At 71.1% G+C, this 18,058-nt stretch carries 14 protein-coding genes; 6 read left to right on the top strand and 8 right to left on the bottom strand.

Annotated elements, in window-relative coordinates:
* The first annotated feature begins 8 nt into the window (after positions 1 to 8).
* Complete coding sequence (locus KFLA_RS36115) at positions 9 to 665, top strand: cupin domain-containing protein (protein ID WP_012924209.1); 657 nt, start codon at positions 9 to 11, stop codon at positions 663 to 665.
* 341 nt (positions 666 to 1,006) lie between these two features.
* On the opposite strand, the gene ptsP is transcribed toward KFLA_RS36115, so the two are convergent.
* The 4 genes from ptsP to KFLA_RS33095 form a co-directional block, all read right to left on the bottom strand.
* Positions 1,007 to 3,406, bottom strand: a complete 2,400-nt coding sequence (ptsP, locus tag KFLA_RS33110) for a phosphoenolpyruvate--protein phosphotransferase (protein WP_012924208.1) — start codon at positions 3,404 to 3,406, stop codon at positions 1,007 to 1,009.
* A 4-nt stretch (positions 3,407 to 3,410) separates the two neighbouring features.
* Positions 3,411 to 4,031 (bottom strand): dihydroxyacetone kinase subunit DhaL, encoded by a 621-nt coding sequence (gene dhaL / locus KFLA_RS33105; RefSeq protein WP_012924207.1) that lies wholly within the window; start codon positions 4,029 to 4,031, stop codon positions 3,411 to 3,413.
* Positions 4,032 to 4,033: 2 nt separating this feature from the next.
* A complete protein-coding gene (dhaK, locus tag KFLA_RS33100) occupies positions 4,034 to 5,038 on the bottom strand; it encodes a dihydroxyacetone kinase subunit DhaK (RefSeq protein ID WP_012924206.1) in 1,005 nt (334 codons plus the stop codon).
* Positions 5,039 to 5,137: 99 nt separating this feature from the next.
* Positions 5,138 to 5,698, bottom strand: a complete 561-nt coding sequence (locus KFLA_RS33095; protein ID WP_012924205.1) for an RNA polymerase sigma factor — start codon at positions 5,696 to 5,698, stop codon at positions 5,138 to 5,140.
* Positions 5,699 to 5,882: 184 nt separating this feature from the next.
* On the opposite strand from KFLA_RS33095, the gene KFLA_RS33090 reads away from it, so the two are divergent.
* The gene (locus tag KFLA_RS33090; protein WP_237706652.1) at positions 5,883 to 7,064 is read left to right on the top strand and encodes a serine/threonine-protein kinase; all 1,182 of its coding nucleotides are present in this window, start codon (positions 5,883 to 5,885) and stop codon (positions 7,062 to 7,064) included.
* A gap of 278 nt (positions 7,065 to 7,342) precedes the next feature.
* Here KFLA_RS33090 and KFLA_RS33085 read toward each other — a convergent pair whose 3' ends face one another.
* The 3 genes from KFLA_RS33085 to KFLA_RS33075 all read right to left on the bottom strand — a co-directional run bounded on the left by KFLA_RS33085 (position 7,343) and on the right by KFLA_RS33075 (position 9,441).
* Entirely contained in the window at positions 7,343 to 8,035 is a 693-nt protein-coding gene (locus KFLA_RS33085) for a hypothetical protein (protein WP_148256800.1), read from the bottom strand.
* Positions 8,036 to 8,137: 102 nt separating this feature from the next.
* Complete coding sequence (locus tag KFLA_RS36110; protein WP_012924201.1) at positions 8,138 to 8,833, bottom strand: hypothetical protein; 696 nt, start codon at positions 8,831 to 8,833, stop codon at positions 8,138 to 8,140.
* The gene (locus KFLA_RS33075; RefSeq protein ID WP_012924200.1) at positions 8,830 to 9,441 is read right to left on the bottom strand and encodes a thiaminase II/PqqC family protein; all 612 of its coding nucleotides are present in this window, start codon (positions 9,439 to 9,441) and stop codon (positions 8,830 to 8,832) included. Before KFLA_RS33075 ends, KFLA_RS36110 begins: the two co-directional genes overlap by 4 nt.
* Positions 9,442 to 9,623: 182 nt before the next feature.
* Here KFLA_RS33075 and KFLA_RS33070 point away from each other — a divergent pair, with 182 nt between their 5' ends.
* The 4 genes from KFLA_RS33070 to KFLA_RS33055 are packed head-to-tail and all read left to right on the top strand — an operon-like array spanning position 9,624 to position 16,583.
* The gene (locus KFLA_RS33070; protein WP_012924199.1) at positions 9,624 to 10,913 is read left to right on the top strand and encodes an ABC transporter substrate-binding protein; all 1,290 of its coding nucleotides are present in this window, start codon (positions 9,624 to 9,626) and stop codon (positions 10,911 to 10,913) included.
* Entirely contained in the window at positions 10,910 to 11,848 is a 939-nt protein-coding gene (locus KFLA_RS33065; RefSeq protein ID WP_012924198.1) for a carbohydrate ABC transporter permease, read from the top strand. Before KFLA_RS33070 ends, KFLA_RS33065 begins: the two co-directional genes overlap by 4 nt.
* Positions 11,845 to 12,672, top strand: a complete 828-nt coding sequence (locus tag KFLA_RS33060; protein WP_012924197.1) for a carbohydrate ABC transporter permease — start codon at positions 11,845 to 11,847, stop codon at positions 12,670 to 12,672. The genes KFLA_RS33065 and KFLA_RS33060 overlap by 4 nt, the downstream gene beginning before the upstream one ends.
* A gap of 5 nt (positions 12,673 to 12,677) precedes the next feature.
* The gene (locus tag KFLA_RS33055) at positions 12,678 to 16,583 is read left to right on the top strand and encodes a glycosyl hydrolase family 2 protein (RefSeq protein ID WP_012924196.1); all 3,906 of its coding nucleotides are present in this window, start codon (positions 12,678 to 12,680) and stop codon (positions 16,581 to 16,583) included.
* Here the strand turns inward: KFLA_RS33055 and KFLA_RS33050 are convergent.
* On the bottom strand, positions 16,580 to 18,025 hold the full coding sequence (locus tag KFLA_RS33050) for a family 43 glycosylhydrolase (protein ID WP_012924195.1): 1,446 nt from the start codon (positions 18,023 to 18,025) through the stop codon (positions 16,580 to 16,582). The two genes, KFLA_RS33055 and KFLA_RS33050, sit on opposite strands and share 4 nt — an antisense overlap.
* Between the last annotated feature and the right edge of the window lie 33 nt (positions 18,026 to 18,058).

The following is an 18,058-nucleotide window of genomic DNA, read 5'->3' as shown; positions in this document are numbered from 1 at the left end:
TCCACCTCATGACCGCTGGAACCACCGTGCTCGCGCCTGACGGCACCGAGGTCGTGCTCGGCGAGATCGGCACCCGGGTGCTGCTCGAGAACCCCCGGGTCCGGGTCTGGGAGGTTGCGCTCGACCCGGGCGAGGCGCAGGGCTGGCACCTGCACCACAACCCGTACGTCGTGCTGTGCCTGTCCACGTCGCCGTGCCACATGGACTGGCTCGACGGCAGTCCGGCGCGGCAGCTGTCCGAGACCGTCGGCGGTTCGGTCTACCGGCCGGTGTCGCCGGTTCACATGCTCACGAACGACGGCGACGCGCCGTACCGGAACCGGCTGATCGAGGTGCTGGACCTCGGTGAGGAAGCATCCGGTGCGCCGTACGACGTGCCGGCGGGTGTCGCGGCCGACAGCGCGTTCGCTGAGGTGGGAGAGGTTCCGGCGAAGGTCGTGGTGGACGAGGACGACGTGCGCGTTCAGCACGTGACGCCGGACGCGGGCGAGTCCTACACCTGGCGCACCGGCGCCTACCCCGCGCTGGTGGTCGACCTGGACCTGGAGACCGAGCCGCTGGAAGGTCTGGTCTACCTGGAGCCGGGGGAGGAGTACACGCTGCCCGCCAAGCCCACCCGCACCTCCGGCTACAACCTGGTCGAACTCCGCTATTACGCCCGCTGACCAGCACCAGCCGCCTGTGCGCGTTGCGCGGAGCTCGCGCGTGGGAGCCGAGCGCCGCATGCCGCCGAGCCCGGGGGAGAGCCGCGCGCCGCGCGTCGAACGGAGCGCGTGCCGGCGAGGCCGCCGGGAGGTGCCACGCGCCGCCGCGTGGGCAGCGGCCCGAAAGCGAGCGCCGTGAGTCGCCCCGGGTGCCGCCGCGCGCCCCCGCGCGCCGCGTGCCCTTCCCGCGTGCCGACGACCGCGCCGCGGCCGACGCGTGCGCCTCGCGCCGTTCCCGCGTGCCGCCGCGCACGCCGCGTATGAGCGAGCGCCGACGTGCGGGGCTCGCGTAGGGCGGGCGGCTAGTGCGGGGAGGTCAGCAGCGTGCGGACGGCTTCGGCGCTTGGCAGGGTCAGGGCTTTGGTTGCGGTTGCCGCTGCGGTGGTGGTGTCGAGTTGGCGGAGCCGGGCCTTGAGCAGCGGGATCTGGGGGCCGACGGCACTCAACGCGTGGACGCCGAGGCCTACGAGGACCTCCGTGGCGAGCGGATCGCTGGCGAGGTCTCCGCAGACGGCTACGTGCACGCCTTCCGGCGCTTGACGAACGACCCGGTCCACCAACCGGAGGACGGCAGGATCCAGGCCGTCGGCGAGTGCAGCGACGGCCGGGTTCGTGCGGTCGGCGGCGGTGGTGTACTGGGTGAGGTCGTTGGTGCCGATGCTGACGAAGTCGAGCCCGCCGGCGAGCGTCTCGATCCGCAGGGCCGCGGCCGGGACCTCGACCATCATGCCGACCTGCAACCCGTCCGGCCGCGGTCCCAGCCCGTCGAGCTGCTCCAGCGCCCAGGCGACCTCCTCGGCCGTCGTCACCATCGGGAACATCACCTGCACCGGCGTCTCCCGCGCGACCTCGCGGATCGCCGCCAGCTGTGTCGCGAGCAGTTCGGGCCGCCGCCGGAAGGTACGCAGCCCGCGGTCGCCGAGGAACGGGTTGGCCTCCGGCGCCTGCGGCAGGAACCGCAGCGGCTTGTCGCCGCCCACGTCCCAGGTCCGGATCGTGATCGGCTTGCCGCCGAGCGCCGCCGCGATCTCCCGGTACGCCGCCGCCTGCTCGGCCGCCGTCGGCGCGGACCGCCGGTCGCCGAACAGCACCTCGGTCCGGACCAGCCCCGATCCGTCGGCCCCTCGGGCGTCGAGCGCGTCCTGGACGGACCCGACGTTCACCAGCACCGGGATCGTCCTGCCGTCGAGCGTTGTCGCCGGCTCGTCGACAGCTCGCAGCGCGGCATCGCGTTCCTCGGTTCGCTCCCGGACGATCCGGGCGAACGCCTGCAGGTCGGGATCGGCAACGAACGACCCGGCGCGCGCGTCGAAGCCCACCGTCGTACCGTCCGCGACGGCGACGTCACCGATCCCGGTGATCAACGGGATGCCGCGCGAGCGCGCGACGATCACGCCGTGCCCGGTGGTCCCCGCGGCCCGAACGGCGATGCCGGCCACCCGGTCACCGTCGACGGTGGCCGCGGTCGCCGCATCGAGCTCCGGCACGACGAGGATGCCGCCGTCGACGGGGCGGCCGGTTTCCGCGGCGCCGGTGAGGGCGCGCAGCACCCGGTCCCGCACGCTGCGCACGTCCTGGGCGCGTTCGCGCTGGTACGGGTCGTCGAGGCCGTCGAAGGTCTGCGCCAGCTCGTCGAGCGCCTGCTTCCAGGCCGTGGCGGCATCGATGCCCTGAGCAACTGACCGGAACACGCGGTCGAGCACCGCACCGTCGCCGAGCAGGCCGGCCTGAGCGTCGAAGATCCCGGCTTCGGGCGATCCCAGCTGCTCAGCGGTTGTGTCCCGCAGCCGCCGCAGTTGCTGCTCGGCGTCGCGGCGTGCCCGCTCGGCGCGCTCCCGCTCCACGTCGTGGTCGCCGGGCTCGTAGTCAGCCAGATCCACCTCGTCACCGGCAACAACGGCCGGCCCGACGGCCACGTCGAGCCCGGTACCACCAGCGACAGCGACAGCTCGTGGCTCAGGCGAAGCGCTCGTGGTCACGTCGTCGAAGTCGCGCTCCGCCAGCTCACGGATCGCCCTCAGTGCGTCGGCGGCCTGCGGTCCGCCGGCGGCGAACTCCAGCCGGTGGTGCTGCTGGGCGCTCAACGTCGCCACCCGGCTCAGGCTGCCCGCGTCCACCGGTCCCCGCCCGGTGTCCAGGTCGTACACCGTCACCTTCGCGTCGAAGCGCTGCACCACTGCGACCAGCTTGGCCGCCGGTCGAGCGTGCAACCCGTGCTCGATCCGCACGGCGACTTCGAGCTTCAGCTGATCGGCGTCGTCCTCCGGCTCCGCGGTCTCCTCGGGTGGCGCAGCGTCACCCAGATGCTCCTGCTTGCCCGCCAACCCTTGCCGGGCCTCGGCAACCACCGTCGCCAGCGGCGCGCCCGTCGAGGCTGTGACGACAGCGGCCACCAGCCCCTCGACCAACGGCGCACTCGACAGCACCACCCGCGCAGCAGTCTCCGGGTCGACGAACTCGAGCGCCATCTCCGCGCTCAGCACCGCACTGCCGAGATCCAGCAGCACCAGTACGCCGTCCGGCCCGTCGACCGTGCCGATCGCCTCGGCCACCGCCGCCGCGTCGGTCCCGAACGTCGACGCGTCCAGCCCGGCGGCCACCGCGAGCTGCGGCCGATTGCCGTCAGCAACCATCTCGGACGCCAGTCCGACGGCCGCCTCGGCCAGGGTGCGGCTGTGCGAGACCACCACGATGCCGATCATCGCGTCAGCCGAGCGTACGTGCGGCCGACTCCAGCAGCAGAGTGGTGCTTGTCGCACCGGGATCCTGATGGCCGGCGCTGCGCTCGCCCAGATAGCTAGCGCGGCCCTTGCGGGCGACCAGCGGCACAGTCGCGTCCCGGCCCTGCGCGGCCGCCTCCGCGGCGGCGACCAGAGCCCCGCGCAGGTCGGATCCGCCCGCCACCGCCTCGTCGTACGCGTCCAGCGCCGGCGCCCAGGCGTCGTACATCGTCTTGTCGCCGAGCTCGGCCTTGCCGCGCGCGAGGATCCCGCCGACACCCGCCTTCAACGCCTCACCGACGGTCTGCGGCGACACCTCGGCGCCGGCGAGCGCCGTGCCGAAGCGCAGGAAGAACGTGCCGTACAGCGGTCCGCTGGCGCCGCCGACCTTGCTGACCAGCGTCATCCCGGCCTTCTTCAGCAGCTCGTCGACCGAGCCGAACGACGACTCGTCCAGCACCGCCACGACCGCCTGGAAGCCGCGGTCCAGGTTGCTGCCGTGGTCCGCGTCGCCGATCGCCGAGTCCAGCTCGGTCAGGTATGCCGCGTTGTCGTGCAGCGTGCTCGCCAGGTCGCGCAGCCAGTTCGCGAAGTCCTCCACCGCCATGCTCACGCGCCCCACCGGAGGCCGGGAGTGTTCACGGGGGCGTCCCAGAGCCGCACCAGCTCGTCGTCCACCTTGAGCAGGGTGACCGAGCAGCCGGCCATCTCCAGCGAGGTGATGTAGTTGCCCACCAGGGACCGGGCGACGGTGATGCCGGCGGCGTCGAGCAGCTGGCGGACCTCGTTGTACATCACGTAGAGCTCGATCAGCGGTGTACCGCCCATGCCGTTGACGAAGGCGATCACCGAGTCACCCTGCGAGTACGGAAGGTCACCGAGCACCGGGTCGACCAGCAGTGCGGCGACGTCCTTGGCCGGGGCCAGCGGCAACCGTTGGCGGCCGGGCTCGCCATGGATGCCGATGCCGAGCTCCATCTCGCTCTCGGCGAGCTCGAAGGTCGGCTTGCCCGCGGCCGGCACCGTGCACGAGGTGAGCGCCATGCCCATGCTGCGGCCGTTGGCGTTGACCTTCTTGGCCAGGTCCGCGACCTCCTGCAGCGGACGGCCCTGCTCGGCGGCCGCACCGACGATCTTCTCCAGCAGCACGGTGACGCCGACGCCTCGGCGGCCGGCCGTGTAGAGGCTGTCCTGGACCGCCACGTCGTCGTCGGTGACCACCGACAGCACCTCGGTGCCGGCCTCGGCGGCGGCCAGCTCGGCGGCCATCTCGAAGTTCATCACGTCGCCGGTGTAGTTCTTCACGATGTGCAGCACGCCGGCGCCCGCGTCGACCTCCTTGGTCGCGGCCATCATCTGGTCCGGCACCGGCGAGGTGAACACCTCACCCGCGCAGGCGGCGTCCAGCATGCCCAGTCCGACGAACCCGCCGTGCAGCGGCTCGTGCCCCGAGCCGCCGCCGGAGATCAGCCCGACCTTGCCGCTGCGGGGCGCGTCCTTGCGGTAGACGATCCGCTGGTCGTGGTCCACCCGGAGGTGGTCGGGATGCGCGGCGGCCAGCCCGCGCAGCGCTTCACTCACGACGTCGGCGGGGTCGTTGATGAGCTTCTTCATGGGTCCATCTGAGCACACCGAACGGCGTCGCGGGAGGACTTCAGCAGGACCTGGCGGAGCACCGACGACGAACTCCGCGTGCACTACGCCGCCGAAACGTCAGTCCTTGGGTCGCAGCAGCGGCCGGACGACCTCGCGGGCGTCGTGGATCCGCGACTTCACCGTGCCCAGCGGAGCGCCGACCTCGCGGGCGATCTCCTCGTACGACAGGCCGTACACGTCGCGCAGCACCAGTGGCGTGACCATCTGCGGGCGGTCCCGCTCCAGCGTCTCCAGCGCCTCGAGCAGGTCCAGCCGGGTCCCGGCGATCACGCTCGTCGTGCGCGGGTCGGGCTTGTCCATCGTGTCCGGGTTGTGCGCGGCCTGGGCGCTGCGCTTGAGCTTGCGGTACGTCGAGCGCGCCGAGTTGGCCGCGACCGAGTGCACCCAGGTGGAGAAGCTGCTGCGGCCGGAGTACGTGTTGATCTTGGTGGCGATGTTGAGCAGGGCTTCCTGCGCGGCGTCCTCGGCGTCGGCGGAGTACGGCAGCACGCTGCGACAGATCCGCAGCACCCGGGGATACACCAGCCGGAGCAGGTCGTCCATGGCGTGCTTGTCGCCGCCCTGGGCCCGGTCGGCGAGGGTCCCGAGGTCGTCGGTCGGACTGTTGCTGTCGCTCATCTGCGCCTTCGCTGTCGGTGTTGTCCACACGGGTCGTCCAGCGGAGTCGTCCAGGGAGGTCGTCCGCTGGAGTCGTCCGCGGGGAGCAGCCGGAGGGGCTCCCGCGACAGCCCCGGGAGGCAGGAACTCCCAGTGCTCCATAATGCCTTGTATGGGGGTCCCCACGAGACTAGGCCGGTACGTCGTGCGCCGACGCCTGGGCTCAGGCGGGTTCGCGACGGTCTGGCTGGCTCATGACGAGCAGCTGGACGCCGAGGTCGCCATCAAGGTGCTGGCCGAGAACTGGGCCCACGACGACTCGGTCCGGCAGCGGTTCCTCGAGGAGGGACGGTTCCTGCGCCGGGTGGAGTCCGAGCACGTCGTGCAGGTCCACGACGTCGGTGAGCTGGAGGACGGCCGGCCGTTCCTGGTGCTCACCTACGCCGACCGCGGCACGCTCGCCGACCGGCTGAAGAAGGAGCCGCTGGTCCTGGAGAACGCCGTCGGCGTCGTGGTCCAGGTCGGCCGCGGCCTGCAGGCGCTGCACCGCCGGGGCCTGCTGCACCGCGACGTGAAGCCCGCGAACGTGCTGTTCCGCAGTACCGACGAGGGCGAGCGGGCGGTGCTGTCCGACCTCGGTCTGGGCAAGTCGCTGGACGAGGTCTCCCGGATCACCATGCCCGGCGGCACCCCGTCGTACGTGGCCCCCGAGCAGGCGATGGGCGAGCGCCTCGACGCACGCGCCGACCAGTACGCGCTGGGCGCCGTCGCGTACGCCGCGCTGACGGGCCGCTCGCCCCACCAGGTCGACGGGCTCGGCGCGGCCGGCCGGGTCGCCGCGCCCGTGCCGCCCAGCTCGCTGGGGTTCGCCGTGCCCGCGAAGGTGGACGCCGCGATCGTCCGGGCCCTGGATCCCGACCGCGAGAAGCGCTGGCCCGACGTCGAGGCCTTCACCCGTGAACTGGTCGGCGCGCTCGACGAGACCACGCACGGTTTCCTCGTCACCGGCGCCGGCACCGCGCCGGCACCGAAGGCCACCTCGAACAGCACGGCCGACGCGGAGCCCGAACCGACCGCACTCAGCGCGTCCAACGCGCCGACGGTCGTCAAGACGCCGTCGTCGCAGCCCACCGAGGCGGCGTCCCCCGCCGAGACGGCGTCCCCCGCCGGGGCCCACACCCCAGCGGCATTGGTCAGCGCGAGCGCAGTCGGCGGATCGACCGACCTGACGACGCCGGCGAAGCCTCGCCGCCGCCGTGGCCGCTGGATGGTGGCCGCGGTCCTGGCGCTGCTCATCGGCGGCGCGGCCGGCTTCAGCTACCAGCGCTACGTCGAGCCCCGCACCCACGCCGGCCTCGACCCCACGGTCGTCGTCCACAGAGCCTGACCACTGCCGGCCCAGTGCCGCTCTCCGGCGCATCCCAGCCCCTCGGCACCCCCGGCGAATCGCTACGCCGTCAGCGGCTTGACTGGGTCGTCAGCCGGATTTCACTCTGAGCGCCGGTCCGCCTACGCTACTGCGGCACCCGCACCTGCAGAGGAGTCCCCGTGCTGCACGTCCTCGACCGCCTTCGGCCGTCCCCCGCGCTGATCCAGTCGACCCGCCGCCGCTTCTACCGCGTCCGCTCGGCCGTCTTCCGGACCATCTGGCCCCGGGACGCCGTCTCAGAGGGATGAGTCCGACCGGGTGACGCTGTTGCTGACGTGGTCCAGCACGTCCCAGATCGCGTCCTTGTCCTGCTGAAGCCCGGTCGAGCTGATCTCCACCGCACAGTTGCCCGACCGGTCCAGCGCGACCCACCGCACCACGACGTAGCGCAGGGTCCGATCGGGGATGTAGGTGTAGGTCAACGTGGCGGACCGCTTGTCGGCCGAGACCTGCTTGCTGATGATTCGCACCGCCTGCTTGACCGGGAGGTCGCCCAGCACCTCGATGCGTACCGCCATCGACGCCGCCGGTGGACGCTGGATGGTGAAGCCCGCCTCGATCCGCACCCAGCGCTTCCCCGTCGGATCGGTGAACCGCCCCTCCGTCATCGGATCCGGCTGCGTCATCCGCCAGTTCCGCGGCACCTCCGCCGTCACGTGCGACCGCACGACAGACTCGGCGGTGAACGCCCGGGTCTTGTACCGCAGCGTGCTCTTGCGCAGTGCGGGGGTCGGGTCCGGCACGGCGGTGTTCACCGGCTCCGACGGGCTGGGCGTCCCGTCGCTCGGCCGCAACGGCGACGCAGTGCTCGACGGCCGGCTCTCCGGCTGGGTCAGGTGGCCGAGGCCGTACCCGCCGGCGCCGCCGAGCAGGGTGATCACCAGCAGCCCGCCGGTCAGCATCGCGGTCCCGACTCGTCGTCCACTCACGCACACCCCTCCTCCCAGGCTCGCCTGCGAACTTGGACACCGTAAACCGCCGAAAGGTTTTCCCGGGTCCGTCCGCCCACCCGTCCTGCCGGTCAGGGTGGGTCAGTTCTTCACGGTGACCGACTCGGTGGCCCTGGCGAGGACCTCTTTCAGCCCGGCGGCGTCCTGGGGGAGCCCGGTCACGCTCATCTCGACCGTGGCCTGCTGGTCGTCGCCGGTGGCGATCCAGCGGACGATCACGTAACGCAGGGTCTGGTTCGGGATGAAGGTGTAGACCAGCGTGGAGACGTCGCGCGGGGTACCGGTGTTGTCGGTCACCACCGAGTCCTCGGTGTCGACGATCTGCAGGTCGTTCTCGGGCGGCTGGCTGGCGCTGAGCTCCCCCATCAGCTTCTCACGGGCCTCGTACGGGCTGAGCTCCGGCGCGAACCCCGACTCCACCCGGACGCCACGCTCCTTCAGCGGGTCGAGGAACTTCACCTCGCCCGGCGTCTTCGGCGAGCTGGTCACGATCCAGCCGCGCGGCATGTCGATCGACACCTCGACCTTCGGCAGCGGCGGCTGCCGGACGTCGAAGGTGTGGGTGCGGTAACGCAGACCGGTCCCGGTGAACGGCGGGACCTTGTTCGGCACGGGCGTCTTGACGTCCACCGGCGATGCGATGTCCTCGGGCGGCAGCTCTCCTGCGCTGCTCGCGACCAGGTCGTCCGGCTCGGTCTGGACGCCGAGCTGGTAGCCGCCGACGGCTCCGACCAAGCCGAGCAGCACGACGCCACTGACGAGAACCGCTGTTTTCACCCGTGCACCAGGTCCCAGAACGCGAGCTCGAACCTGATCACCCGGTCGAACGCCAGCGCCATCTCCGGGGTCAGGTCCTCACGGTCCACCAGTCCGGCCAGCTGCTCGACGTACGCCGCGAACTCCGGCGAGGACCAGTTAGCGATGAAGCCGGCGTACTGCGTGTCCGCGCCGGTCCGTTCCCGCACGGAGGCCCAGGCGTCGTAGTACGCCTTCTCGACCGCGTAGAGCACGGTGATCGCGACCGGCCAGCCTTCCCGCAGGGTGCTCAGCAGGTACGACGAGTAGCCGAGGTTGAGCAGCGACGGTTCCCCGGCGAGCTCGAGCCCGCGCTCATCGGCCGCCTTCTCGAACAGGGCGAGCTCCGGCTCCAGCGCGGCCAGCCCACCGGCGAGCACGTCCCGCGCCTGCTGGTCCGGCGCGATCGCGGACAGCTCACGCAGGTACACCTGGAACGAGCCGACGAAGTAGTAGTCCTCGACCAGCCAGCGGTCGAACGTGCTCCGGGGCAGCGAACCGTCGGAGGTCCGGGCGACGAACGGGTGCATCAGGATCTGCGTCCAGGCAGCCTGCTGCCCGCTCACCAGCTTCGATGCCGTCTCACCCACCCCGACATTCTCTCACTCGGCCGGGCCGACCGGGAGACCTGACTGAATCCTTTCAATCAAGGGCCCTCGAACCCTTGACATGCCGTCGCGGGACTTCGTAGCGTGCCCGGCGTGAAGGATATAACACCGTAATGCGTTGTCTTCACAACCTTCCGTGGTATGTCCAAGGCTCAGGAGGCACCGTGGCACCCGAGATGATTTCCGCGCCCGTCAGCAGGCGACGTGTTCTGCAGTTGCTGGGTGGAGCGCTCGCGGCCGGGACGCTGGCGGCCTGCGGCGACTCGTCCGGTGGGGGCGGTGGCGGCGGCCTGAAGGTGATCGGCGCCGGCAGCCAGGAGGCCGGGCTGCGCAAGGCGCTGGACGAGTACAAGCTGCAGAACGGCTCGTTCGAGTTCAACCTGTCCTTCTCGCCCGCGGACCAGCTGCAGACCTCGTTGCGGGCTCAGCTCGCGGCCGGCAACGCCCCCGACCTGCACGCGGTCTACCCGGGCAACGGCAGCGCGATGTCGATGGTCCAGCTCAGCAAGGCAGGGCTGCTGGCCGACCTCAGCGACCAGTCCTGGACGCAGAAGATTCCCAGCGGCTTCAAGGGCGCCTACCAGCAGGACGGCAAGACCTACATCTTCTCGCCCGGCACCAGCGTGCTCGGCGCGATCTACAACAAGAAGGCGTTCGCCCAGGCCGGAGTCGGCGTACCGACGACCTGGAGCGAGCTGCTCGCGGTCTGCGAGGCGCTGAAGAAGAAGGGCATCGTGCCGCTCGCCCTCGGCGCGCAGACGCCGTGGGTGACCCAGCTGATCGACTACGCGCTGGTCCCGGGCACGGTCTACGCCCAGCAGCCCGACTTCGACGACAAGATGGCCGCCGGGTCCGCGACCTTCGCCGGCTCCGGCTGGGCCGACGCGATGGAGAAGTACCTGGAGCTGCAGCGCCGCGGCTACTTCAACGACAACCCGAACGGTACGACGTACGAGCAGGCGACCTCGATGGTCGGCACCGGCAAGGCCGCGATGGCCGTCCAGGTGTCCGCCGTGCTGCAGGCCTACCGGGAGGCCGCCCCGTCGCCCGACGACCTCGGCATGTTCCCGTTCCCGGCCACCGACAACGTCGCGGACAACTGGATCCCGGGCGGCATCGTGGTCGGGATCGCGATCAGCGCGAAGAGCAAGAAGGCCGACGAGGCCCGCAAGTTCGTCGAGTTCTGCGCCACCCCGGCGACGATGAACGCCTGGGCGGAGGCGGTCGCCTGCGTGCCGCTGTACGCCGAGGGCGAGGCGAAGGTGGACCCGGTGCTGAAGCCGTTCCTGCCGAACCTGGCGGGCAACAAGGCGGTCCCGTTCATGGACCAGCGCTGGCCGAACGCGGAGGTGCAGCCGACCCACTTCGCGGTCGTCCAGGAGCTGCTCGGCGGCCGGACCACGGTGGACGCCGCGCTGAAGAAGATGGACGAGGCCTACCGGAAGACCGCATGACGGCGGTCGCGGCGCCGCCGGCTCCCCCGGAGGCCCCGCCGGTACGCCGGGTACGCCGCGGAGGTGGTCTGGCGCCGCCCTGGTGGTTCGCGGTGCCGGCCCTGGCGGTCTACGCGCTGGTGATGCTGTACCCCAGCATCGCCGGCGCTGCCTCGGCCTTCACCGACTGGTCCGGCGTCGGCGAGCAGCGGTCGTTCGTCGGGCTGGACAACTTCCAGCAGTTGCTGCAGGACGACCAGGCGCTCGGCGCGCTGCGCAGCACGCTGCTGCTGACGGTGGCGATCGTCGTCGTCCAGAACGGGCTCGGCCTGCTGCTCGCGCTCGGCGTGCACACCACGATCAAGAGCCGGATGCTGCTGCGGGTCATCTTCTTCGCGCCGGTCGTGGTCAGTCCGGTGATGGTGTCGTTCCTGTGGAAGTACGTCTACAATCCGGCGCCCGACGCGGGTCTCAACGCGGTGCTCGGCGCGCTCGGGCTGGGTTCGCTGCGCCAGGACTGGCTGGGCGATCCGTCGCTGGCCATCTGGTCGGTCGCGTTCACGGTGATCTGGCAGTGCGCCGGCTACTCGATGGTGATCTTCCTGGCCGGCCTGGAGGGAGTGCCGAAGGAGCTGCACGAGTCGGCGATGGTCGACGGCGCCGGAACGGTCGCGCGGTTCCGGCACATCACCTGGCCGCTGCTGGCTCCGGCCGTGACGATCAACGTGATGCTGTCCACGGTCGGTGGCCTGACGCTGTTCACCCAGATCATCGCGATGACCAACGGCGGTCCCGGCTACGCCACCGACACGTTGTCGACCGTGCTCTACAAGCAGGCCTTCGTGTTCGGCAAGTTCGGCTACAGCACTGCGGTCGCGCTGGTGCTGGCGCTCTTCGTCGCCGCGGTCTCCTTCGTCCAGATCGCCTACCTGCGCTCCCGGGAGACGACCGCATGAGAACCGGCTACCGTCCCCGCACGTTCGTGCTCGAGCTCGTCATGGTGGCCACCGCGGTGGCCTTCCTGTTCCCGGTCTACGCCCTGGTGACGCTGGCCTTCAAGGACCCGAACCAGATCGCCAACGATCCGCTCGCGCTGCCCGACCCGCCGTCGGCGGAAAGCTTCGGTACGGCGTGGCAGTCCGCCTCGCTCGGGTCTGCCCTGCTGAACAGCACCTTGATCACGGTCTCCAGCGTGATCGCGCTGATCGTGCTCGGCTCGCTGTCGGCGTACTTCCTGGCCCGGCGGGCCGGCCGGCTCGGCTACGGGCTCTACATCCTGTTCCTGGTCGGCATCATCCTGCCGTTCCAGCTCGGCATGATCCCGCTCTACCAGCTGGTGAGCGACCTCGGGCTGCTCGGCACCTACCAGGGCATGATCCTGTTCTACACCGGGATCCAGCTGCCGTTCACGGTGTTCCTCTACACCGGGTTCATCCGCAGCCTGCCGGCCGACTACACGAACGCGGCGCTGATCGACGGCGCCACCCACCTGCAGGCGTTCCGGCACGTGATCTTCCCGCTGCTGCGCCCGATCACCGGCACCGTCCTGATCCTCAACGCCGTGCACATCTGGAACGACTTCTTCACCCCGCTGCTCTACCTGGGCGGGTCCGGCCGGGAGACCGTCCCGGTGCGGGTGTTCGCCTTCGTCAACGAGTACACCTCCGACTACGGCCTGGTGGCCGCCGGTCTGGTGCTCGCGGCGGTTCCGATCCTGGTCATCTTCCTGGTCCTCCAGCGCTACGTCATCCGCGGCTTCTCCAGCGGACTGAAGGGTTGATCCACGTGCCCGATCCCGCGTCGCACGCACTGCCGCCGGCGTTGACGGCCGTGCTGGCCGATCCGCCCAAGGCCTTCTCGCCGGTGCCGATCTGGTGGTGGAGCGGCGAGCCACTGGACCCGGCCCGGCTGCGCTGGCAGCTGGAGCGCTTCGTCGAAGGCGGCATCTACCAGCTGGTCGTGCTCAACCTGGCGCCGGCCGGGTCCGACCACGGCTGTGACGCCGACGACCCGCCGTTCCTGTCCGAGGCCTGGTGGGACATCTTCCTCGGCGTCTGCGCGGACGCCGAGGAGCTGGGCGTTTCCCTGTGGTTCTACGACCAGCTCGGCTTCTCCGGTGCGGACCTGCAGGCCCGCCTGGTCGCCCGCCACCCGTCGTACGCCGGGCGTCGGTTGCAGCGGGAAACTGTCACCGGTACCGGGCGGCTCGTACTGCGCTGTCCCGCGGGCGGTCGCCCGATCGCGGCGGCCCTCGAACCGCTGGACGGCAGCCCGGCTGTTCCGGTCGAGGCGTCGGAATCCGTGGTGGAGTGCGACGCCCGCACCGAGTCCACGCTGTCCTTGTACTACGAGACCGACCACGGCTTCGACTATCTGGGCCGGGAAGCCTGCGCTGCGCTGCTGGACGAGGTGCACGGCGAGTTCGCCCGGCGGCTGGGTGATCGACTCGGTCGGGTCGTGGGCGGCTCCTTCCAGGACGAGCTGCCCTCGGTGCCGACCTGGTCGGCCGGCTTCGCTGACGAGTTCCTCAGCCGCTACGGGTACGACGTACGGGAGTGTCTGCCGGCGTTGTGGGGCTCGGCAGCACCGGACGCGGACCGGGTGAGGCGGGACTACCACGCCTTGCGCGCCTCGCTGGCGCAGGAAGCGTTCTTCAAGCCGTTGTACGAGTGGCACGAGGAGTACGGCTTGCTGGTCGGCTGCGACCAGCAGGACCCGGCCCGTGCCGGACTCCCGGTCGAGGGCGTGCAGCTGTACGCCGACTACGCGCGGACGCACCGGTGGTTCAGCGCGCCGGGGTCGGACCATCATGGCGACGCGCGGTTCCACTCGTCCCTGGCGCATCTCTACGAGCGCCCGCGCACCTGGATCGAGGCGTTCCACTCGACCGGCTGGGGCGGCACGCTCGAGGAGACGTTCGACTGGTTGCTTCCCTGGCTGCGGACCGGTGCGACGCTCTACAACCCGCATGCCGTCTACTACACGACCCGCGCGGGCTGGTGGGAGTGGGCGCCGCCGGCGACGGACTGGCGGCAGCCGTACTGGCGGCACCACAAGGTCTTCGCCGACGCGGTGACGCGGCTGTGTGCGGCGTTGTCGCTGGGGCGACACGTGTGCGACATCGCCGTGCTCTTCCCGACCGCGACCGCCCAGGCCGACCTGACCCTCGACGGTCCCGGTCCCGAGGCGGTCCGCGCCCAGCAGATCTACCGCGAGCTCGTCGGCGAGGCCACCTGGTTCGCGCCGGTGCTCGGTGTTCTCGACCGGGCCCGGCTGGACGCGGACGTGGTGGACGACGACTCCCTGGCCGGAGCGCGGGTCGAGGTCACGGACCGGACCCGCCTGCAGGTGGCCGGCGAGCAGTACGCCGCAGTGGTGTTGCCTGCGGCAACCATGCTGGAAGGGCCAGTGGCCGCGCGACTGAACGAGTTCGTCGCTGCCGGCGGTGTCGTGGTGGCGGTCGCCGAGGCGCCGCAACGTTCTGTGGGGGATGGCAAGGACTCGGACGGCGACTCGCCGGAGCCCGGCGGGCTGGGCGATCGCGTCGCGGCCTCGTCGGACGGGAAGAGTGGCGACAAGGCGGTCGCGCTGCTGCGGGAGCGATTCGCGCGGGGCGAGGCGTCCGTCGTACCGACCGCGGCTGAGGTTCCGGCCGCGCTGGCTCGCGTGCGGCAACGAGTGCAAGCCGAGGTGCCGACGCTGACCCGTGAGGTGGACGGCGCGCTCGTCGTGTTCGTGACCGCGACCGAGTGGAGCGCGACGCGGGTCGGTGACGGGCGGCCGGTCGAGCGGGGGATCAGTCATGACTGGGCCACCGTGGGCTACAGCTTCGACGCCGACCGCTACCTGCGCGAGACCACCCTGCAAGTCCGCGATGCCCCGGGCGCACCGATGCTGTGCTCGCCCTTCGGCGACGACCCGATCGCCTTGCCTTGCCGGGTGGTCGACGGCGTCACCGAGGTGACCGTGCCCTTCACGCAAGGGCCGGCAGCGCTCGTCGTCTTCGCTCCTGACAATCCCGAGGCCGCCGCAGAACCGCCGGCCGACGTACTGGAACTGGAGCTCGACGGGGACTGGGAGTCGACGCTGCTGCCGACGCTCGACAACACCTGGGGCGACTTCGCCTGGCCGGCGACCGGTCCCGGCGCCGAACCGGTGATCGAGAGGTGGGCGCTGGACCATCGGGTCGAAGGCGAAGCGGAGTGGCGAAGTGCGCAGGCCGGCTTCGGCCCGCACGGCCTGATCGAGGGCGCGCCGGTCACGTACTCCGAGCGCCTGGGCATCCCCAAAGACCACATCCACCAGCACGCGCTCGGCCCGAAAGGTCATGTCCCCGAGGAGTTTCTGGACTTCGGCGTCGTGGCACCGGGGCAGACCGTCACGTTCGTCGCCACCTTCTCGCTGGCGGCGCCGCTCGACAGCACGGTCGTGGTCGGCGCTCCCGCCGCCAAGGAACTCCTGCTCGACGGCGGCGTCGTACCGCTCGACGACGCCGGCGGCCACCACGCCGGTACGCCGGTCAGCCTGTCCGCCGGGCAGCACACGCTCGAGCTGCGGCTGACTCCCGAGGTGGAACTGCCACTTCGCGCGCACCTGGCCTTCGTGCGCGACCCCGAGCTCTATCGAAGGCCGGAGTGGATCGCCGTGGCGGAGCAGCCCGGGCAGGGCGTCGCGATCCGCTACACCACGTCCGTCGTACCGGCTGGGACCACGGAGCTGACCCTTACCGCCGCCGGCTCTGCGAAGCTCGTCGTCAACGGTGTCGAGGTGGGACGGCAGGGCGGCTTCCTCCCGTACGAACGGCCGACCCCTCGCGTGCGCCGGTACGACGTCGTGGCGGCGCTGCGGCCCGGTCCGAACGAGGTGTCGATCGAGGTCACGCAACCGACGCCGATCATGGTGGACGGGCTCGTCGTGTCCGATCACGACTGGCAGGCGGAGGTCGCGGGCACGACGGTCGCGGTGGTCCGGCGCCGGCAGCACCACCGGGCGCTGGCCGATCTCCAGCTCACCCGGCGTCCGCATCCGTTGCCGCAGGCGGCGTGGCTCGACGGCACGCGGGCGGACGTGGTCGAGCGCGTCACGTTCGCCGTACCACGGTTGGAGGCGCGGCGGATCGAGCACTTGCGGTTCGAGTTGCCGCCTGGAGCCGTTCGGGTGGAGCTCGACGTCGTCGGTGAGGGTGTTCTCGCTGTGGACGGCACGGAGGTCGCTGCGGGAGCTGGCCGGCTGGTGGCGGAGGTTCCGGCCGGGGCCCGAAGGGGCTTGCTGACCGTGACCACCGAGCCCGGCTTCGAGGCCGGGGCGGCGCTGGCCGGACCGGTACGGGTGGTGGTCGGGTCCGGCCGGATCGGCCTGGGGGACTGGCAGGACCACGGCCTCGCGGAGTACAGCGGCGGAGTCCGGTACCGGCGGCGGGTCGACCTTCCCGCCGCCGGTTCGGTGCAGCTGGATCTCGGCCGGGTGCGGGGAACAGCCGAGGTTCTGGTGGACGGGCAGAGCGTGGGCCTGCGGTTCTGCTCGCCGTACGTCTTCGACCTCGGCGGTCCACCGGCCGGCGAGCACACGCTGGACGTCGAGGTGTTCGGCACGCTCGCGCCCTACCTGGACGCGGCGGGACCGACGCACTTCGTCTTCGCAGGCCAACGGACCACCGGCTTGTTCGGCCCCGTCCGGCTGAGACGTCCCTAGTAGATCTCGATCCGGTCCACGCTGACCTGAGTGCTGGTGGAGGCCGGGTTCTTCTCGCCGGTGACCCGGATGCGCAGGGTGTGCGGGCCGGGCGGGAGCGTGGGACTGATGTAGGTGAGCTGCTCGCCGACGCGGATCGAGCTGTAGTAGTCGACCCGCTGCTCGGGACCGCCGTCGATCGAGATCGCGGCGATGCCGTTGCCGCGGTCGACGACGCTGAGCAGCGCCACCTTGGTCCCGGTGAACCGGATCGTCGCCGAGGCGTTCGCGATCCCGGTCCAGTGGTCGTTGCCCCAGAAGCACTGGGTGCCGCAACCGGAGCCGGAGTTCCACGAGCCGGCGTACTGGACCTGGTTCTGGCCGGTGCCGAGGTCGAAGTCGTTGACCACCGAGGTGGCCGCGCCGGGGTCACCGGAAGGCAGCTGTTGGGTCGCGCCGGCGGCCAGCGGACGGCCGAGGTTGGGGGTGCCGTCAGCGTTCCAGCTGAGCTTCTGCACCCGGGTGGTGCGGAACGCGTAGGTGTAGGTGCTGGTGTTCTTGCCGTGGTACGCGATCCAGTCCTCGGTGCCGTCCGGCGAGGTGAAGAACGAGTGGTGCCCCGGACCCCAGACGCCGGTCGCGTCGTTGCGGCTGAAGATCGGGCCGGGATGCTGGACCCAGTTCGCGGCGACCATCGGGTCGGCGCCGTTCGGGATGCTCTTCATCCACAGCTGGTAGTCCGGCTTGCCGGTGTCGCAGGTCGAGTAGGTGAGGAACGTGCGCCCGTTGCGGTAGAGCGGCGTCGGCCCCTCCCGGACCTCGGTGCAGCCCCCGCTCGCGGGGATCGCCGCCCGCGGCCCCGTCGCCGTCCACGGGTTGCTCATCCGCACGATGTAGAGCTGCGCCGGACCGCCCTGGCCGCGGCCGGGTCCGGACCAGACGAAGTACTGCTGGCCGTTGTGGGTGATCGGCTCGCCGTCGATCGCGTACTCGCCGAAGTCCGCGATCTTCGCCTTGAACGTGTACGGGCCGAGCGGGTCGTCGCCGGCCGACTCCAGCACGTACATTCGGTGGTTCGCGTCGACGCCGTCGGAGGCGGTGTAGTAGACGTACCAGCGGTTGCCGACGTGGCGGAACGCGGGCGCCCACATCTGGGTGTTGCGGCTCGGGTCGCTGTCGCGGTAGACCACGGTCTCCGGCGCGACCAGCAGCGTCGCCAGGCTGGTCGACGACCAGATGCCGATGTGGTCCCCGGTCGTGGTGGCGACGTAGTACTTCCCGTTGTGCCACAGCAGCGAGGGGTCGGCCCCGGCGTTCACCGGGTTGCGGAAGCTGGTGGTCGCGGCGGCCTGCTGCTGCGCCGCCGGCTGGGCCGGCACCTGCCGTGCAGGCGCCGGCGAGGCGAGCGTGGTCAGCAGCAGGCCGGCGGCGATCGCGACGGCGAGGGGGCGGACGAACCTCATGCGGAACCTCTTCCGGGCGGGTGGCGGACGATC

Origin of the sequence: Kribbella flavida DSM 17836 (genome assembly GCF_000024345.1) — a bacterium.
Classification (GTDB): Bacteria; Actinomycetota; Actinomycetes; order Propionibacteriales; family Kribbellaceae; genus Kribbella; species Kribbella flavida.
This window is presented reverse-complemented; position numbering and strand designations above follow the sequence as displayed.